Here is a 15,528-nt window from a genome sequence, read left to right as displayed (position 1 = left end):
ATCACAACTTCAGGTCGAGCATGTGCTCGCTCAGATCCTCGTCGGACAACGTCCGCTGGATCTGCGCGTGATGCGCCTGCTCGCTCCACAGTTCGAACTTGTCGCCCATGCCCAGCAGCACCGCCTTGCGGTCGATGCCCACCGCGCTGCGGTGGCTGGCCGGGATGGAAATGCGGCCGTTGCCGTCCAGCTCCACGTGGGTGGCCGCGCCGACCAGCTTCAGCTGCAGGCTGCGGTGCGCGGCGCGGGTGCTCGGCAGCGCGTTGACCGCGTCGCGCACCCGCTCCCACTCCTTCGTCGGATACAGGTAGAGCGAGCCGGCCTCGAACGGGTTGTAGGCGATCACCAGGCGGTTGCCGCAGGCACGCGCGACCAGGTCGCGGTAGGCCGTGGGAATGGCCACCCGTCCCTTGTCGTCCACCGTGATCGCGGTCTCGCCCTGGAACACGTTCGCTGCTACCCCGCACCCGTCGCTGGAAGGCAATTCAACCACGGAAAACCACAAAAATCCCGGTTTTCCCCCGAGGGCCCACCTTAGGTTCCACCAACAGGGTTGTCAACAGGATTGGAAGGAAAAAATCGCCAGTCCCGTCAATGGTTTGCAACGATCTTCACAGACAAGTTCAAGGGTTTTCCACAAGCTACTGTTTAGTCTCAAATTTTGAGATTCGGTGTTTGTGAAGGCCGTGTGAGATGCGCCGCCAGCGGCGTGTCCGGCCCCCTGTAGGAGCCCACTTCAGGGGGCGACCCGACGACCTCCGGAGGCGCCGCGCTCAACGCGCACCTCCCCGGATGGGTCGCGTTGAACGCGGTTGCCGGGAACGCCACCGGGTCGCCCCCTGAAGTGGGCTCCTACAGAAGGCGCGAAGGCTGTCGGGAAGGGCGAGGAAAGGGGCGGAGCCGGCCGATAAGCCGGGTTCTGTCGTGGACAGTCATTCCTCTAGGCGCCGCGTCACCGCGACGCTCAAGCAACCTACCCGGACCCGACGCGGGCAGCGCCATGAGGTCCCTATTTGGTCTTGCTCCCGGTGGGGTTTGCCGTGCCGGCCTGTTGCCAGGCTCGCGGTGCGCTCTTACCGCACCATTTCACCCTTGCCTGATCCCTCGCCACCCCGCTGCGGCCTCTTTGAGGGGACTTGGCCGATGCTTCGCATCGTCATGTTCCTTCGTTTCGGGGTCGCACCGGGGTGACGAGGGCCATCGGCGGTATCTTTCTGTTGCACTTTCCGTCGGCTCGCGCCGCCCAGGCGTTACCTGGCACCGTGCCCTGTGGAGCCCGGACTTTCCTCGGCACCTCCCCGCAAGCGGGGAGATGACGCGACTGTCTGGCCGGCTCCGCCACGGCCATTCTACGGCTTTTGCCGCGGCTTTCTGTAGGAGCCCACTTCAGGGGGCGACCCGGTGGCGTTCGCGACGACCGCGTTCAACGCGACCCGTCCGGGGAGGTGCGCGTTGAGCGCGGTGCCTCCGGAGGTCGTCGGGTCGCCCCCTGAAGTGGGCTCCTACAAAAGGCGACAGGCCGTCAGTCGGCGCCGTAGAGGGCCTTGCGCGGGGCGCCGGTGATTTCGGCGGCGAGTTTGGCGGCGGTGGACGGCGGCAGCTGCTTCGCCAGGATGGCGTGCACGCGGCGGCCTTCGGCCAGGGTGGCGTCGGCGTCTTCGCCCATGCCCTGCACCACCAGCACGAACTCGCCCTTGCGCTGGTCGGGGTCGGCCTCGACGCGCGCATGCAGGTCGGCAAGGGTGCCGTCGAGCGCGGTCTCGAACAGCTTGGTCAGTTCGCGCGCCAGTACCGCGGGACGATCGTCGCCGAAGGCGGCGCGCAGGTCGGCCAGCGACTCGCCGATGCGGTGCGCCGATTCGTAGAAGACCAGGGTGCGCGGTTCGCCGGCCAGTTCCGCCAGGCGCTCGCGACGGGCCGAGGCCTTGGCCGGGAGGAAGCCTTCGAAGGCGAAGCGGTCGCTGGGCAGGCCGGCCACGCTCAGCGCGGCGATCAGCGCCGACGGCCCCGGCACCGGGCTCACCTTCACGCCAGCCGCGCGCGCGGCGCGGACCAGGCGGTAGCCCGGGTCGCTCACTAGCGGGGTGCCGGCGTCGCTGACCAGTGCCAGCGAATCGCCGGCCAGCAGCCGCGCCACCAGGCGTTCGGCCAGCTGCTGCTCGTTGTGCTCGTGCAGGGCCAGCAGCGGCGTGCCGATGCCGAAGTGGGCCAGCAGCTGGCCGCTGCGGCGGGTGTCCTCGGCGCAGATGGCCGCCACGTCGCGCAGCACCTGCTGGGCCCGCGGCGAAAGGTCGCCGAGGTTGCCGATGGGCGTGGCGACGACGTGCAGGATGGCGGCGGGCATCACGGGTCCGTGGATCGGGTGGAAGGTAGAATCCTAAGCCCTTTCCCCCGACAGGCCCGGCCCGACGGATGGACATGCCGAACAACGACGCCCCCGCCCGGCGCCTGGATGGCGCGCTCCCGCAGCGTGCGCCCGCGCTCCGCACGTCCTGGCTCCGCATGCGCTGGCTGGTGCCGGCGCTGGCCGTGCTGCTGGCCGCCGGCTGCGCCAGCGTGGCCACCGCGCCGAGCGCGGCAGCGCCGGAGCATGCCGCCGCGCTGGCCCAGCTCGAACAGGGCCAGTCGCGCGAAGCGGCGCAGCGGCTGGAAGCGCTGGCCACCGCCGCGCGCGGCACGCAGCGGCACGCGCTGCTGGCCGACGCCGCCTTCGCCTGGCACGAAGCCGGCGACGACGCGCGCGCGCGCAGCCTGGTGGCGCAGCTGGATGCACGCCGCGTCGCCGGCGCCAGCCGCGCGCGCCTGGGCGTGCTGCAGGCCGAACTGGCCCTGGCCGCGCAGCAGCCGGGCGGCGTGGCCGCCGCGCTTGCCGGCAGCGACCCGGCGACCCTGCCGGCGCCGCTGCAGGCGCGCTGGCCCCTGGCCCAGGCCCGCGGCCTGGAAGCCGGTGGCGACAGCTTCGCCGCCGCCGGCGCGCGCGCGCGCGCCGACGCCGGGCTGCAGGGCGAGGCGCGCCGCGGCCACCGCGGCGAGAGCGAACGCCTGCTGTCCGCGCTCGACAACGCCACCCTGGCGGCGCGCGCGGCCGCGTTGCCGGCCGGCGACCCGCTGTACAACTTCGCCGGCCGCGCCCTGGTGCGTCGCGGCCTGCCGCTGCCGCGGCCGTTCGACACCGCCGGCGCCTGGAACTTCGGGCAGCGCGCGCCCGCCGCCGCCGACGGTTTCCGCCCGCCGAACAAGCTGGCGGTGCTGCTGCCGCTGTCCGGCCAGCTCGCGGTGGCCGCCGGACCGGTCCGCGACGGCCTGCTCGCCGGCTACTACGCCGAGCGCCGCACGCGCCCGGCGATCAGCTTCTTCGACACCGGCGGCACCCCGGCCGGCGCGACCGCCGCATACGCACGCGCGGCGGCCGAAGGCTACGACTTCGTGATCGGGCCGCTGGGCCGCGACGAGGTCAGCGCGGTGTTCGCCCAGCCCGACCTGCCGGTGCCGAGCCTGGCGCTGAACCGCGGCACCGTGGCGCCGCCGCCGGGGCACCTGGCGTTCTCGCTGGCACCGGAAGACGACGGCATCGCCGCGGCCGACTACCTGCTCGCGCGCGAGCACCGCAAGGTGCTGGTGATCGGCGGCAGCGACGACAACGGGCGCCGCGCGGTGGATGCGTTCCGCGCGCGGATCGGCGAACGCGGCGGCCAGGTGGCCGGCGTGGTCAGCGTCGGCGAGCCCGATGCCGAAGGCAAGTTCGCCGATGTGTCGGCGCAGCTGGCGCAGGCCGCCGCGAACGGTGCCGATTCGGTGTTCCTGGCCGTGCGCGGGCCGCAGGCGCGGGCGCTGGTGCCGCAACTGGCGATGGCCGGCTTTTCCTCGCGCACCCGGGTGGCCGCTTCGCAACTGGTGTCGGGCACCGGCAAGGCCAGCGAGGACGTGGTCCTGGACGGCATCGTGTTCCCCGGCGAAGCCTGGCCGGCGCGCGGCGTGGCCGGGCTGCCGCCGCACAGCCAGGTCGCGGAGATGCTGCCGACCGCGCGCGGCGGCGGCGCGCGCCTGTTCGCCTTCGGCCACGACGCGTGGCTGATCGGCGCCTTCCTCGAACGGCTGGTGATCTACAAGGATGGCGAACTGGCCGGCGCCACCGGCACGCTGCGCCTGGACGGTTTCGGCAACGTGGTGCGGCAGCCGCAGTGGTCGATCTTCAGCGGCGGCGTGCCGGTACCGATGGCCGGCGGTGGCCGCTGATCCCCGCGTGGATCGGCGCGCCCGCGGTGCGCTGGTCGAAGCGGCCGCGCGCGCGGAACTGGAGCGCGCCGGGCTGCGGCTGCAGGCGGCGAACGTCGGTTACCGCGGCGGCGAGCTGGACCTGGTGATGCTCGAGCCCGGTGGCGACGGCGGCACGCTGGTGTTCGTCGAGGTGCGCTATCGCGCCGGTTCGGGCTTCGGCGGCGGCTTCGCTTCGGTCGACCATGCCAAGCGGCGCAAGCTGGTCCGCGCCGCGCAGCTGTACCTGTCGGGGCGGCCACGGCTGGCGATGCTGCCGTGCCGGTTCGACGTGGTCGAGGCCAGCGGCGATCCGGCCGCACCGAAGCTGGAGTGGCTGAAGGACGCGTTCCGCCTCGACGACGTCTGAGCCGGCAGCGGGGCAAGCCCCGCTCTACAATGCGGCATGGCCTCCATGCTGCCTCCTGCCTTCGATGCCGAGATGTCCACGCTGCTGGGCGTGGACGGCTGGTTCACCGGCGAGCAGATCCGTCGCGCCCACGGCGAAGACGATTCGCGCATGTCGGCGCTACCCGATGCGGTGGCGTCGCCGCGCGACCGCGGCGAAGTCGCCGCGCTGGTGCGCGCCTGCCGCAGGCATGGCGTGCCGCTGGTGGCGCGCGGCGCCGGCACCGGCACCACCGGCGCGGCGGTGCCGTTCGCCGGCGGCGGGGTGGTGTCGTTCGCGCGCATGACGCGGATCCTCGACATCCGCCCCGGCGACCGCTGCGCGGTGGTCGAGCCGGGCGTCCTCAATGGCGACCTGCAGCAGGCGCTGCAGCCGCACGGCCTGTTCTGGCCGCCGGACCCGACCAGCTTCGAGCGCTGCACCATCGGCGGCAACCTCGCCTGCAATGCCGGCGGGGCGCGCGCGGGGAAGTACGGCGCCAGCCGCGACAACGTGCTCGGCCTGGTCGCGGGGACCGGCACTGGCGAGATCATCCGCTGCGGTGGCCCGTGGACCAAGGACGCCACCGGCTACGACCTCACCCACCTGCTGGTCGGCAGCGAAGGCACGCTGGCGCTGATCGTCGAAGCGACCCTGCGCCTGGTGCCGCGCCCGCTGGCGCAGGCCGGCCTGCGCGCGCTGTACCGCGATGCCGGTGCGGCGGCCGCAGCGGTGTCGCGGCTGATGCGCCAGCCGCAGGTGCCGGCGATGCTCGAGTTCATGGACGCCAGCGCGATCGCCCTGCTCCGCCGCAACGGCAGCGAGGTGCCCGACGCCGGCGCGATGCTGCTGGTCGAAGCCGACGGCGACCACGACAGCCTGCCGCTGGCGCTGCCGGCGCTGGCCGACGCGGCCGGAGGCGGCGGCCTGCTGGCGCGGGACGTGGCCGCCGACGGCAGCGCGCGCGACCGGCTGTGGGCGGCGCGGCGCGCGCTGTCGCCGGCGCTGCGCAGCATCGCGCCGGGCAAGATCAACGAGGACGTGGTGGTGCCGGTGTCGCGCATCCCGGAGCTGGTCGCCGGGGTCGAATCGCTGGCCGCCGCGCAGGCGCTGCCGATCGTGGTGTTCGGCCACGCCGGCAACGGCAACCTGCACGTCAACATCATGTACCACCCCGACGACCCGGCCGAGGACGCGCGTGCGCGCGTCGCGCTGGCGGGGCTGTTCGAACTGGTGCTGGCACTGGGCGGCACGCTGTCGGGCGAACACGGCATCGGCGTGGCCAAGCGCGACTGGATGGACCGCGCCTTCGACGCGCCGACCCTGGCCACGATGCGTGCGGTCAAGGCCGCGCTGGACCCCGACGGCATCCTCAACCCCGGCAAGCTGCTGCCGCTGCCGTGATTGCAGGAGCCCCCCTGGACACTCCGGCATTCGATGCGATCACGCTTGGACAGCTGCGCGCCGGCGGCGGGCTGAAGTGGCGCGCGTTCCCGGACTGCATCGGCGCCTTCGTCGCCGAGATGGACTTCGGCATCGCGCCGCCGATCCGCGACGCGCTGCTCGGGGCGGTGGAGCGCGGCCAGGTCGGCTATCTCTCCGCCGCGCCGCTGCTGGACATGGCCACCGCCTGCGCGGACTGGCAGCGGCGCCACCATGGCTGGGAGATCCCGCCCGAATCGATCCGCGCGGTGCCCGACGTGCTCGGCGCGCTGGAGGTGGTCTGCCGCCATTACCTGCCCGCGGGCGCGACGGTGGCGGTGCCGGTGCCCTGCTACATGCCGTTCCTGCCGCTGCTGGCGCTGCTCGGCCACCCGGTGCTGCAGGTGCCCATGCTGCGCGACGGCGGCGACGGCGGCGGCTGGACGCTGGACGAGGACGCGCTGGAACAGGCCTTCGCCGCCGGCGCGCGCATGCTGCTGCTGTGCAACCCGCACAACCCGATCGGCAAGGTGTACGCGCGCGAAGAGCTCGAACGCATCGCCGCGATCGCCGCGCGCCACGACGCACGCGTGTTCGCCGACGAGATCCATGCGCCACTGGTATACCCGGGCCAGCAACACGTGCCTTACGCCACCGTTTCGGACGAGGCGGCGCGGCAGGCGATCACCGCGGTGTCCGCCTCCAAGGCCTGGAACCTGGCCGGGCTGAAATGCGCGCAGCTGCTGTTCACCCGCGACGACGACCTGCGCCGCTGGCGTTCGATCGGCCACTTCGCCGGCAACAGCACCGCCACGCTGGGCGTGGTCGCGCACACCGCGGCCTGGCGCGAGGGCGATGCGTGGCTGGATGGCGTGCTCGGCTACCTGCACGGCAACCGCGAGCTGCTCGGGCGCATGCTGCGCGAGCGCCTGCCGCAGCTGGGCTACGTCGAACCACAGGGCACCTACCTGGCCTGGCTGGATTGCCGGGCGCTGCCGCTGGAAATGGCGCCGCATCTGTTCTTCCGCCGCCAGGCGCAGGTCGCGCTCACCGACGGCTGCGAATGCGGCCAGGGCGGCGAGGGCCACGTGCGCCTGAACTTCGCCATGCCCCGCCCGCTGCTGGTCGAAACCGTCGAGCGCATGGCCCGCGCCGTGGCCTCCCTGTAGGAGCCCACTTCAGGGGGCGACCCGACGTGCCCGGACCGCAGCCACGTTGAACGCGGCCGCTCCGGAGGCTGCGCGTTGAGCGCCGCACATCCAGCGGCATAGGGTCGCCCCCTGAAGTGGGCTCCTACAGGAAGTGGATGTAGCCGCTGCGGGGCGGGTGCCATTCGTGGCCGTCCGCGTCCAGCGCACGCACGCCGCTGCCGGCGACGATGCGGCCGATCCGCGTGCCTTCCACGCCGGCCTGTTCCAGCGCCAGCATCACCGCGTCGCGCAATGCCGGTGGCGCGGTGAAGCACAGCTCGTAGTCGTCGCCGCCACCGGCCTGCAGCGCGATGGCATGCATGCCGAACACGCGGCGCAGCGCGTCCGACGCCGGCAGCGACGCCACCGCCACTTCCGCGCCGACGCCGCTGCGCGCGCAGACATGGCCGAGGTCGGCCAGCAGCCCGTCGGACACGTCGACGCAGGCGCGGGCCAGGCCCTGCAGGCGGCGGCCGGCCTCCACGCGCGGCGTGGGCCGGTGCAGGCGCGCGGCCAGGAAGGCGGCATCGGACGGTGACGCCGCCGGCACGGCAGCATCCGCGCCCGCATGCACACTTGCATCTGCACCCGCACCCGGCGGCGGCAGGTGCCCGCCCAGCACCAGCGCGCCGGCCGCGTCGCCGAGCGCGCCGGTCACCCAGATGTCGTCGCCTGCGCGGGCGCGGGCGCGGCGCAACGCGGCGCCGGCTTCGACGTGGCCCATCGCGGTCACCGCGATCGACAGCGGCCCGCGGGTGGTGTCGCCGCCGGCGAGGGCGATGCCATGCGCGGCGGCCAGTTCGAGGAAACCGTCGAGGAAGCCGCCAACCCATTCCGCGTCGGCCTGCGGCAGCGACAGCGACAGCGTGCACCACGCCGGGCGCGCGCCCATCGCGGCCAGGTCGGACAGGTTGGCTGCCAGCGCCTTCCAGCCGATGTCCGCGGCGGTCGCGTCGGACGGGAAGTGCACGCCGGCGTTGAGCGTATCGGCGGTGACGACCAGTTCGTGGCCCGCCGGAACGCGCAGCAGCGCGGCGTCGTCGCCGATGCCGAGCACGACGTCGTCGCGCGCGTCGGCCAGCGCGCGCGAGCGCGCGCGGATCATCCCGATAAGGTCGAATTCGGCCATGCGGTCATCTTGCCCGCATGCGCCCGCGCCCGGTAGAGCCGGGCTTGCCCGGCTGCGCCTTCCCGATCAGTGCCGCGCCGGGCGGCCGGCCTGCACTTCGACCGCGCGCCATTCGGCGCTGGCGCGGTCGAGCACGCCGTTGACGTAGGTGTGGCCGTGCTCGGAGCCGAAACGCTTGGCGATCTCGATCGCTTCGTTGAGGACCACCCGGTACGGCACGTCCGGGCGGTGCAGCAGTTCGTAGGCGGCCAGGCGCAGCACGGCGCGTTCGATCGCGTCCACTTCCTCCACGCCGCGGTCCAGGTGCGGGGCGAGCGCGGCATCCAGGCCGCTGCGTTCGGCGAGCACGCCGCGGACCAGGTCCTCGAAGTACTCCAGGTCGGCGATCTCGTGGGCCTGCTCGTGGGCGAACTGGGCGATCACCGCCTGCGCGTTGCCGCCGGAGATCTGCCAGGCGTACAGCGCCTGCAGCGCGCGGCGGCGCGCGCGCGCGCGCAGGACCGGGTCGATCCCCCGGGGACGGTGCGGGTGGCTCATGGCAGGCGCTCCAGCAGGTTGACCATTTCCAGCGCGGCCAGCGCCGCTTCCTCGCCCTTGTTGCCGTGGCTGCCGCCGGCGCGGGCCTCGGCGTCCTCGAACTTCTCCACCGCGAGCACGCCGTTGAGGACCGGCACGCCGGTGTCCAGCTGCACGCGCATCAGGCCTTCGGCGCACAGGTCGGCGACGTGTTCGTAGTGGCGGGTGCGCCGCGCCCGACGCAGCCGAGCACGGCCAGGGCGCGATGGCCACCGGCGGCGGCCAGCCGCTGCGCGGCGAGCGGGAGTTCCCAGGCGCCGGGCAGGCGGACCACGTCGACCGCGTCCTCGGGCACGCCGTTGTCGGCCAGGCACTGGCGGGCGCCGGCGACGAGGGCGTCGGTGATACGCGCGTTCCAGCGGCTGGCCAGGATCGCGAAGCGGGCGCCGGCCGGGAGGCGCAGGTCGCCTTCGTAATGGGTCATGGGTGGGCGGGTCCTGGGGGGCGCACAGTTTACCGGACGCGGGGCCGCGGCCGCGGAGGGTGTTCGTGGCGAAGCGGAACGCACGCGGCTGCGCGGTCGCAGAGGTGCTCCTTCGTGGGGCCCCTGCAGGTCACGGGTGCAGGTATTCGACGACTTCCAGGCCGTAGCCGGCCAGGCCGACCTGGCGGCGCGGGGTGCCGAGGACGCGCAGGCGGCCGAGGCCGAGGTCGGCGAGGATCTGCGCGCCGGCACCGTTGCGGCGCCACTGGCCGACGTCCTTGGGGTCGCGGCGGACCTCGGGTTGCTTGCGCAGGCGGGCGAGCAGGTCCTCGGGATTGCGCGGGGCGGAGAGGACGACCATCACGCCCTGGCCTTCGGCGGCGATGGCGCGCAGGGCGTCGGTGGCGGCCACGCCGAAGTCGTCGCGGCGCCAGTGCAGCAGGTCGCTGAGCGGGTTCTCGACCTGCACCCGGACCAGGGTCGGGGTGGCCTTGTCGGGGGTGCCGCGGACCAGGGCGAAGTGCAGTTCGTGGGCGATGCGGTCGCGGTAGGTGACCAGCTGGAACGGGCCAAACTCCGTATCGATGTCGCGCGCGTCGATGCGCTCCACGGTGTGCTCGGTGGCCAGGCGCCAGGCGATCAGGTCGGCGATCGAACCGATCTTCAGGCCGTGCTCGCGTGCGAACACTTCCAGCTCGGGGCGGCGGGCCATGGTGCCGTCCGGATTCATCACCTCCACCAGCACGCCGGCCGGCTCCAGCCCGGCGAGCAGCGGCAGGTCGCTGGCCGCCTCGGTGTGGCCGGCGCGAGTGAGCACGCCGCCGGGCTGGGCGGTGAGCGGGAAGATGTGGCCCGGCTGGCTCAGGTCCGAAGGCTTGGCGTCCGGTCGCACCGCGGTGCGGATGGTGTGGGCGCGGTCGTAGGCGGAGATGCCGGTGGTCACGCCTTCGGCCGCCTCGATGCTGACGGTGAAGTTGGTCTGGAACTGGGCGGTGTTGGTCTGCACCATCGGCGCCAGGCCCAGCTGCGCGCAGCGTTCGCGGGTCAGCGACAGGCACACCAGGCCGCGGGCGTGGGTGACCATGAAGTTGATGTCGGCCGGGCGCACGAGTTCGGCGGCCATGATCAGGTCGCCTTCGTTCTCGCGGTCCTCGTCGTCGACGACCACCACCATGCGGCCGGCGCGGATCTCTTCCAGCAGTTCGGGGATGGGGGCGAAGTTCATGCCTGCGCCTCCGCTTCACCGCGTACGTCGCGCGCGCCGAGCAGGCGCTCGACGTAGCGCGCGACCAGGTCGATCTCCAGGTTCACCGCCTCGCCCAGCGCCGTTTCGGCGAAGCGCGTATGGGCCACGGTGTGCGGGACCAGCGCGACCTCGAAACCGGCGCCGTCCACTTCGTTGACGGTGAGGCTGACGCCGTCCACGCAGATCGAACCCTTCTTCGCGATGTACTTCAGTAGTGCCGCCGGCGCGGCGAAGCGCCAGCGCTGCGCGCGCGCGTCGTCGTGCACCGAGAGCACCGTGCCGACACCGTCGACATGGCCGCTGACCAGGTGCCCGCCGAGGCGGTCGGACGGGCGCATCGCCCGCTCCAGGTTCAGCACCGCGCCGACCGGCAGCGCACCGAGCGTGGTCAGCGCCAGTGTCTCGGTGGAGGCATCGGCCTGGAACGAGGCTGCGTCGAAGTCGACCACGGTCAGGCACACGCCGTTGACCGCGATGCTTTCGCCGAGGCGCACGTCGTCGAAGGGCAAGGTGCCGGTGGCGAAGGTGAAGCGCACATCGCCGCCACGCGGCTCGCGCGCGGCCAGGCGGCCGACGCCCTCGATGATGCCGGTGAACATCAGCGCACCTCCGCGTGGCGGCTGCCGCGGACGGCGACGGCGCGGGCGGGCCGCGGCGCGCGGACGCGGCACGGCGCCACGCGGGCGCTGGGACGGACGGGGGCAACGATGTGGGATTGCATGGGCGTCTTCCGCGGAATGGCTGCGAAAAACGTCCCCGGGGCTCGCGGGACGCCACCCGGCCGGGGGCCGGAGCGGCGCTGCGTCTTCTTTCATCCGGACTATGGGATGCCGCCCGGGAGGGCCACACCGCAACCGTCGGCTCCGGCATCGGACCGGATCTGCTGGCCTCCCGGCCCGCGACGGATCGCATGACGGGGAGCGCTCGCGGGCTCGCGCCGGTCTCCCGTGGGGATGGCCCCTGGGGACTGGCGCCTACCGCCGGTGGGGAATTCCACCCCGCCCTGAAGACGTTCGTTTCTGGTTTGGCTGCCGGCGAACCGGCGCGGGCATTCTAGCGCAGGCGGGTGAACGGCCCCGGCGCCAGGAGGTGGCATGGCTGCAACGGTGCATCCGCCCCGCGCCGATGGCGCGCCCTGCCTGTGTAGGAGCCCACTTCAGGGGGCGACCCGCGGGAGCTCGGCGCAGCGGTGTTCGACACGGCCTTTCCGGAGGTGTCGCATTGAACACGGCGCCTTCACAGGTGGACCGGGTCGCCCCCTGAAGTGGGCTCCTACAGGAACGGCCCGACGTGTCCCGCCGGCACGGCGTTCAAGGGCACACCAATCCTGGAAGTGGCGCGCTGGAGGCGGCGCCGGGCGGGATCGGGCGCAGCAGCAGGCGGCGGTCAGGGCCGAAGCGGGCTTCGTCGACCAGGGCGAAGCGCATCGCCTGTGCCATCGCTTCGATCCCCAGCCCGGCGAACAGCGGTCGGGCGGTGTCGCCCAGCAGCAGCGGGGCCTGGTAGAGCAGCAGTTCGTCGACCAGGCCGGCGCGCAGCAGTGCGCCGCACAGCGCGGGGCCGGCTTCGACCTGGACCTCGTTGATGCCGCGCCCGCCCAGCAGGTGCAGCGCGGCTTCCAGGTCAAGGCGGCCGTCGCGCAGTGGCAGCGCGGCGAATTCCGCGTCCAGCCTGGCCGGCGGCACCGCGCCGGGGCCGTGCAGGTACAGCGTCGGTGCGGCGCCATCGCGGACCTTGCCGCGCGCGAGGCTGCGCAGGCCACTGTCGAGTACCACCCGCAGCGGCGGCACGAAGTCCACGCCCTCGCCCAGGCGCACGGTCAGCGCCGGATCGTCGGCCAGCACGGTGTCGGCGCCGGTGAGGATCGCGCCGCTGCGCGCGCGCCAGCGCTGTACGTCGGCGCGCGCGGCCTCGCCGGTGATCCACTTCGATTCGCCGCTGGCCATCGCGGTGCGGCCATCGAGGCTGGCCGCCAGCTTGACCCGCAACCAGGGCCGGCCACGCTCCATGCGTGACAGGAAGCCGCGGTTGAGCTCGCGTGCTTCGGCCTCCATCAACCCGGAGGCCACATCGACCCCCGCGGCCTGCAACCGGGCGAAGCCGGCGCCGTCGACCCGCGGGAACGGATCGCGCATCGCCGCCACCACCCGTGCCACGCCGGCCTCGACCAGCGCGTCGGCGCAGGGCGGCGTGCGCCCGTGGTGCGCGCAGGGCTCCAGGGTCACGTAGGCGGTCGCGCCGCGCGCGCGCGCGCCGGCCTGGCGCAGCGCGAACACCTCCGCGTGCGGTTCGCCGGTGCGCGGATGCCAGCCCTCGCCCACCAGCTCGCCGTCGCGCACGACGACGCAGCCGACCATCGGGTTGGGCCGCGCGGTGTACAGGCCGCGTGCAGCCAGTTCCAGCGCCCGTTCCATCCAGGCGCGGTCGTCGGCATCGAACCGGTTCACCGCGAGGCCCCGGCGCAGTCGATCGCCATCACGTCCACGTGCAGCGGGCCGAGCACGACCCGGGAATGGCCACGCCAGCCCAGGCGCGCGTAGTAGCCGGTGAGCGCAGCGGTGCAGTACAGGTACAGGCGGCCCACACCCAGCGCGGCAGCCTCGTCCACGCAACGCGCCACCAGCGCGGCGCCCACGCCCTGCCCGCGCGCCTGCGGCCGCACGTACAGGCTGGCCAGCCACGGCGAGTACTGGCGGATGCGCCGGTGGTCCTCCTGCAGCAGGCTGGCCGAACCGAGCCAGTCGCCTGCCCCGTCCAGCGCCAGCAGGGTGGTCGGGATCGCGCAGGCGTGGATATGCGAGCGCAGTTCCCGCACCGCATCGGCCACGCTCCAATCGGGCACCAGGGCGCCGAACGCCTCGACGTGGGCGGCGGCGACCGCGTCGATGTACTGCGGATGGTCGCGCAGCCAGTCGATGCGCATGGCCGTGCTCAGCGCTTCTTCTGCCGGTCGGCGTGCCTGTCGATGGGGACCACCTCGCCGCCCTGCAGCAGCGGCAGCTGGCCGTTGCCAGGCGGCAGGTCGCGCTCCAGCTTCTCGATCTCCTCGCGGAAATCGGCCACGTCCTCGAAGCTGCGGTAGACCGAGGCGAAGCGCACGTAGCCGACGTGGTCGAGCTTGCGCAGTTCGTCCATCACGAACTCGCCGATCCGGCGCGAGGCCAGTTCGCGCTCGCCGCTCATGCGCACCGCGTGCACCACCGCGCGCACCGCCGCCTCGATCTGCTCCTCGGCCACCGGGCGCTTCTGCAGCGCGCGGTCGAAGCCCAGGCGCAGCTTCTTGGCGTCGAACTGCTCGCGGCGGCCGTCGCTCTTGATGATCGCCGGCAGTTTCAGCTCCACCGTTTCCAGGGTGCTGAAACGTTCGCCGCAGGCCTCGCAGCCGCGCCGGCGGCGGATGGTGGCGCCGTCTTCGGACACGCGCGAGTCGATCACCCGGGTGTCGTCGTGCTGGCAGTAGGGACAGTGCATGCGGCGCCCTTGCTGGTGGCGCCCGGGCGGGTGGCCCGGGCTGGCCCGGTCAGCCGTAGACCGGGTACTTCCTGCACTGCGCGGTGACCTTGCCGCGCACGGCCTCGATCACCGACGCATCGCCCGGTGCGTCGAGCACGTCGGCGATCCAGTTGGCCAGGTCCACGCAATCCTGCTCGCCATAGCCGCGCGTGGTGACCGCGGGCGTGCCGATGCGCAGGCCGGAGGTGACGAACGGCTTCTGCGGGTCGTTCGGCACCGCGTTCTTGTTGACGGTGATGTGGGCCTTGCCCAGCGCCGCCTCCGCGTCCTTGCCGGTGATGCCCTTGCCGATCATGTCGACCAGCATCAGGTGGTTCTCGGTGCCGCCGGACACGATCCGGTAGCCGCGCGCGACCAGGGTCCGGGCCATCGCCTGCGCGTTGCGTACCACCTGCTGCTGGTAGGCCTTGAACTCCGGCTCCAGCGCTTCCTTGAACGCCACCGCCTTGGCCGCGATCACGTGCATCAGCGGGCCGCCCTGGATGCCGGGGAAGACGATCGACTGCAGCTTCTTCTCGATCTCCTCGCCGGCGTCGAGCGCCAGGATGATGCCGCCGCGCGGGCCGCGCAGGGTCTTGTGCGTGGTCGAGGTGACCACGTGCGCGTGCGGCAGCGGGTTCGGGTACACGCCGGCGGCGACCAGGCCGGCGACGTGGGCCATGTCCACGAACAGGTACGCACCGACCTTGTCGGCGATGGCGCGGAAGCGCGCCCAGTCGATCTTCTGCGAATAGGCCGAGAAGCCGGCCACGACCATCTTCGGCTTGTGCTCCACGGCCAGGCGCTCGACCTCGTCGTAGTCGATCAGGCCCTGGTCGTTGACCCCGTACTGCACGGCGTTGAACAGCTTGCCCGAAGCGTTGACCTTGGCGCCGTGGGTCAGGTGGCCGCCGTGGGCCAGCGACATGCCCAGGATGGTGTCGCCCGGCTGCAGCAGGGCGAAGTACACGGCCTGGTTGGCCTGCGAGCCCGAGTGCGGCTGCACGTTGGCGTAGCTGGCGCCGAACAGCTGCTTGACCCGGTCGATCGCCAGCTGCTCGGCGACGTCCACGTACTCGCAGCCACCGTAGTAGCGCTTGCCCGGGTAGCCTTCGGCGTACTTGTTGGTCAGCACGCTGCCCTGGGCCTCCAGCACCCGCGGGCTGGCGTAGTTCTCGCTGGCGATCAGCTCGACATGGTCCTCCTGGCGGCGGGCCTCGCCGGCGATGGCCTGGGCCAGTTCAGGGTCGTAACCTTCGATACGGGCGTCGCGCGGGAACATCGTGGCTCCGGGGTGGGGACGGGGGCCCCCGATTGTAGCCCTTCCGCCTCCCGGCGGCCCGGCCGGGGGCGCCCCGGTGGGGACTGGCGATTTGGCGCCCCGCCCCCATATCCGGGATAATCGGC

At 72.9% G+C, this 15,528-nt stretch carries 14 protein-coding genes, 1 other RNA gene, 1 pseudogene and 1 riboswitch; of the genes and pseudogenes, 4 read left to right on the top strand and 12 right to left on the bottom strand.

Annotated elements, in window-relative coordinates; genetic code table 11:
- Position 1 precedes the first annotated feature (1 nt).
- The 3 genes from mraZ to rsmI form a co-directional block, all read right to left on the bottom strand.
- Positions 2-448 (bottom strand): division/cell wall cluster transcriptional repressor MraZ, encoded by a 447-nt coding sequence (gene mraZ / locus CSC64_RS08980; RefSeq protein WP_162434980.1) that lies wholly within the window; start codon positions 446-448, stop codon positions 2-4.
- A gap of 444 nt (positions 449-892) precedes the next feature.
- An RNA gene (rnpB, locus tag CSC64_RS08975) (RNase P RNA component class A) lies at positions 893-1,337 on the bottom strand.
- Between the two features lie 185 nt (positions 1,338-1,522).
- Positions 1,523-2,344, bottom strand: a complete 822-nt coding sequence (gene rsmI / locus CSC64_RS08970; protein WP_162434979.1) for a 16S rRNA (cytidine(1402)-2'-O)-methyltransferase — start codon at positions 2,342-2,344, stop codon at positions 1,523-1,525.
- Between the two features lie 158 nt (positions 2,345-2,502).
- On the opposite strand from rsmI, the gene CSC64_RS08965 reads away from it, so the two are divergent.
- Genes CSC64_RS08965 through CSC64_RS08950 form a run of 4 tightly spaced genes read left to right on the top strand, consistent with a single transcriptional unit; the run spans position 2,503 to position 7,233 of the window.
- Positions 2,503-4,236 carry a penicillin-binding protein activator gene (locus tag CSC64_RS08965; protein WP_162435011.1) on the top strand — a complete coding sequence of 578 codons (1,734 nt, stop codon included), beginning with the start codon at positions 2,503-2,505 and terminating at the stop codon, positions 4,234-4,236.
- A gap of 7 nt (positions 4,237-4,243) precedes the next feature.
- The gene (locus CSC64_RS08960; protein ID WP_202922346.1) at positions 4,244-4,624 is read left to right on the top strand and encodes a YraN family protein; all 381 of its coding nucleotides are present in this window, start codon (positions 4,244-4,246) and stop codon (positions 4,622-4,624) included.
- Positions 4,625-4,660: 36 nt separating this feature from the next.
- Positions 4,661-6,046 carry an FAD-binding oxidoreductase gene (locus tag CSC64_RS08955; RefSeq protein ID WP_162434977.1) on the top strand — a complete coding sequence of 462 codons (1,386 nt, stop codon included), beginning with the start codon at positions 4,661-4,663 and terminating at the stop codon, positions 6,044-6,046.
- Positions 6,043-7,233 (top strand): MalY/PatB family protein, encoded by a 1,191-nt coding sequence (locus CSC64_RS08950; protein ID WP_238389901.1) that lies wholly within the window; start codon positions 6,043-6,045, stop codon positions 7,231-7,233. The genes CSC64_RS08955 and CSC64_RS08950 overlap by 4 nt, the downstream gene beginning before the upstream one ends.
- Before the next feature lie 124 nt (positions 7,234-7,357).
- On the opposite strand, the gene thiL is transcribed toward CSC64_RS08950, so the two are convergent.
- From thiL to glyA, 9 genes and pseudogenes are all read right to left on the bottom strand, one after another.
- A complete protein-coding gene (gene thiL, locus CSC64_RS08945; RefSeq protein ID WP_162434976.1) occupies positions 7,358-8,383 on the bottom strand; it encodes a thiamine-phosphate kinase in 1,026 nt (341 codons plus the stop codon).
- 66 nt (positions 8,384-8,449) lie between these two features.
- A complete protein-coding gene (nusB, locus tag CSC64_RS08940; protein WP_162434975.1) occupies positions 8,450-8,920 on the bottom strand; it encodes a transcription antitermination factor NusB in 471 nt (156 codons plus the stop codon).
- Positions 8,917-9,383: pseudogene (gene ribH / locus CSC64_RS08935) on the bottom strand (6,7-dimethyl-8-ribityllumazine synthase). The gene nusB and the pseudogene ribH overlap by 4 nt, the downstream one beginning before the upstream one ends.
- A gap of 130 nt (positions 9,384-9,513) precedes the next feature.
- On the bottom strand, positions 9,514-10,608 hold the full coding sequence (gene ribB, locus CSC64_RS08930) for a 3,4-dihydroxy-2-butanone-4-phosphate synthase (protein ID WP_162434974.1): 1,095 nt from the start codon (positions 10,606-10,608) through the stop codon (positions 9,514-9,516).
- Positions 10,605-11,228: a riboflavin synthase gene (locus CSC64_RS08925; RefSeq protein WP_162434973.1), complete on the bottom strand. Its 624-nt coding sequence runs from the start codon at positions 11,226-11,228 to the stop codon at positions 10,605-10,607. Before CSC64_RS08925 ends, ribB begins: the two co-directional genes overlap by 4 nt.
- Positions 11,229-11,428: 200 nt before the next feature.
- Positions 11,429-11,644: riboswitch (FMN riboswitch) on the bottom strand.
- Positions 11,645-11,939: 295 nt separating this feature from the next.
- Positions 11,940-13,076 carry a bifunctional diaminohydroxyphosphoribosylaminopyrimidine deaminase/5-amino-6-(5-phosphoribosylamino)uracil reductase RibD gene (gene ribD, locus CSC64_RS08920; RefSeq protein WP_274381668.1) on the bottom strand — a complete coding sequence of 379 codons (1,137 nt, stop codon included), beginning with the start codon at positions 13,074-13,076 and terminating at the stop codon, positions 11,940-11,942.
- Entirely contained in the window at positions 13,073-13,552 is a 480-nt protein-coding gene (locus CSC64_RS08915; RefSeq protein ID WP_162434972.1) for a GNAT family N-acetyltransferase, read from the bottom strand. Before CSC64_RS08915 ends, ribD begins: the two co-directional genes overlap by 4 nt.
- Positions 13,553-13,560: 8 nt before the next feature.
- Positions 13,561-14,100, bottom strand: coding sequence for a transcriptional regulator NrdR (gene nrdR, locus CSC64_RS08910; protein ID WP_162434971.1), 540 nt, complete (start codon positions 14,098-14,100; stop codon positions 13,561-13,563).
- Positions 14,101-14,149: 49 nt separating this feature from the next.
- A complete protein-coding gene (gene glyA, locus CSC64_RS08905) occupies positions 14,150-15,403 on the bottom strand; it encodes a serine hydroxymethyltransferase (protein ID WP_162434970.1) in 1,254 nt (417 codons plus the stop codon).
- Between the last annotated feature and the right edge of the window lie 125 nt (positions 15,404-15,528).

The sequence above is a fragment of the Pseudoxanthomonas koreensis genome, assembly GCF_010093225.1.
Classification (GTDB): domain Bacteria; phylum Pseudomonadota; class Gammaproteobacteria; order Xanthomonadales; family Xanthomonadaceae; genus Pseudoxanthomonas; species Pseudoxanthomonas koreensis.
This window is presented reverse-complemented; position numbering and strand designations above follow the sequence as displayed.

Bases quoted from the DNA above. Each gene is read 5' to 3' on its own strand.
- glyA (WP_162434970.1), bottom strand. From the start codon at position 15,403: ATGTTCCCGCGCGACGCCCGTATCGAAGGTTACGACCCTGAACTGGCC.
- rsmI (WP_162434979.1), bottom strand. From the start codon at position 2,344: ATGCCCGCCGCCATCCTGCACGTCGTCGCCACGCCCATCGGCAACCTC.
- CSC64_RS08915 (WP_162434972.1), bottom strand. From the start codon at position 13,552: ATGCGCATCGACTGGCTGCGCGACCATCCGCAGTACATCGACGCGGTC.
- CSC64_RS08925 (WP_162434973.1), bottom strand. From the start codon at position 11,228: ATGTTCACCGGCATCATCGAGGGCGTCGGCCGCCTGGCCGCGCGCGAG.
- CSC64_RS08965 (WP_162435011.1), top strand. From the start codon at position 2,503: ATGCGCTGGCTGGTGCCGGCGCTGGCCGTGCTGCTGGCCGCCGGCTGC.
- nusB (WP_162434975.1), bottom strand. From the start codon at position 8,920: ATGAGCCACCCGCACCGTCCCCGGGGGATCGACCCGGTCCTGCGCGCG.
- CSC64_RS08955 (WP_162434977.1), top strand. From the start codon at position 4,661: ATGGCCTCCATGCTGCCTCCTGCCTTCGATGCCGAGATGTCCACGCTG.
- thiL (WP_162434976.1), bottom strand. From the start codon at position 8,383: ATGGCCGAATTCGACCTTATCGGGATGATCCGCGCGCGCTCGCGCGCG.
- ribB (WP_162434974.1), bottom strand. From the start codon at position 10,608: ATGAACTTCGCCCCCATCCCCGAACTGCTGGAAGAGATCCGCGCCGGC.
- nrdR (WP_162434971.1), bottom strand. From the start codon at position 14,100: ATGCACTGTCCCTACTGCCAGCACGACGACACCCGGGTGATCGACTCG.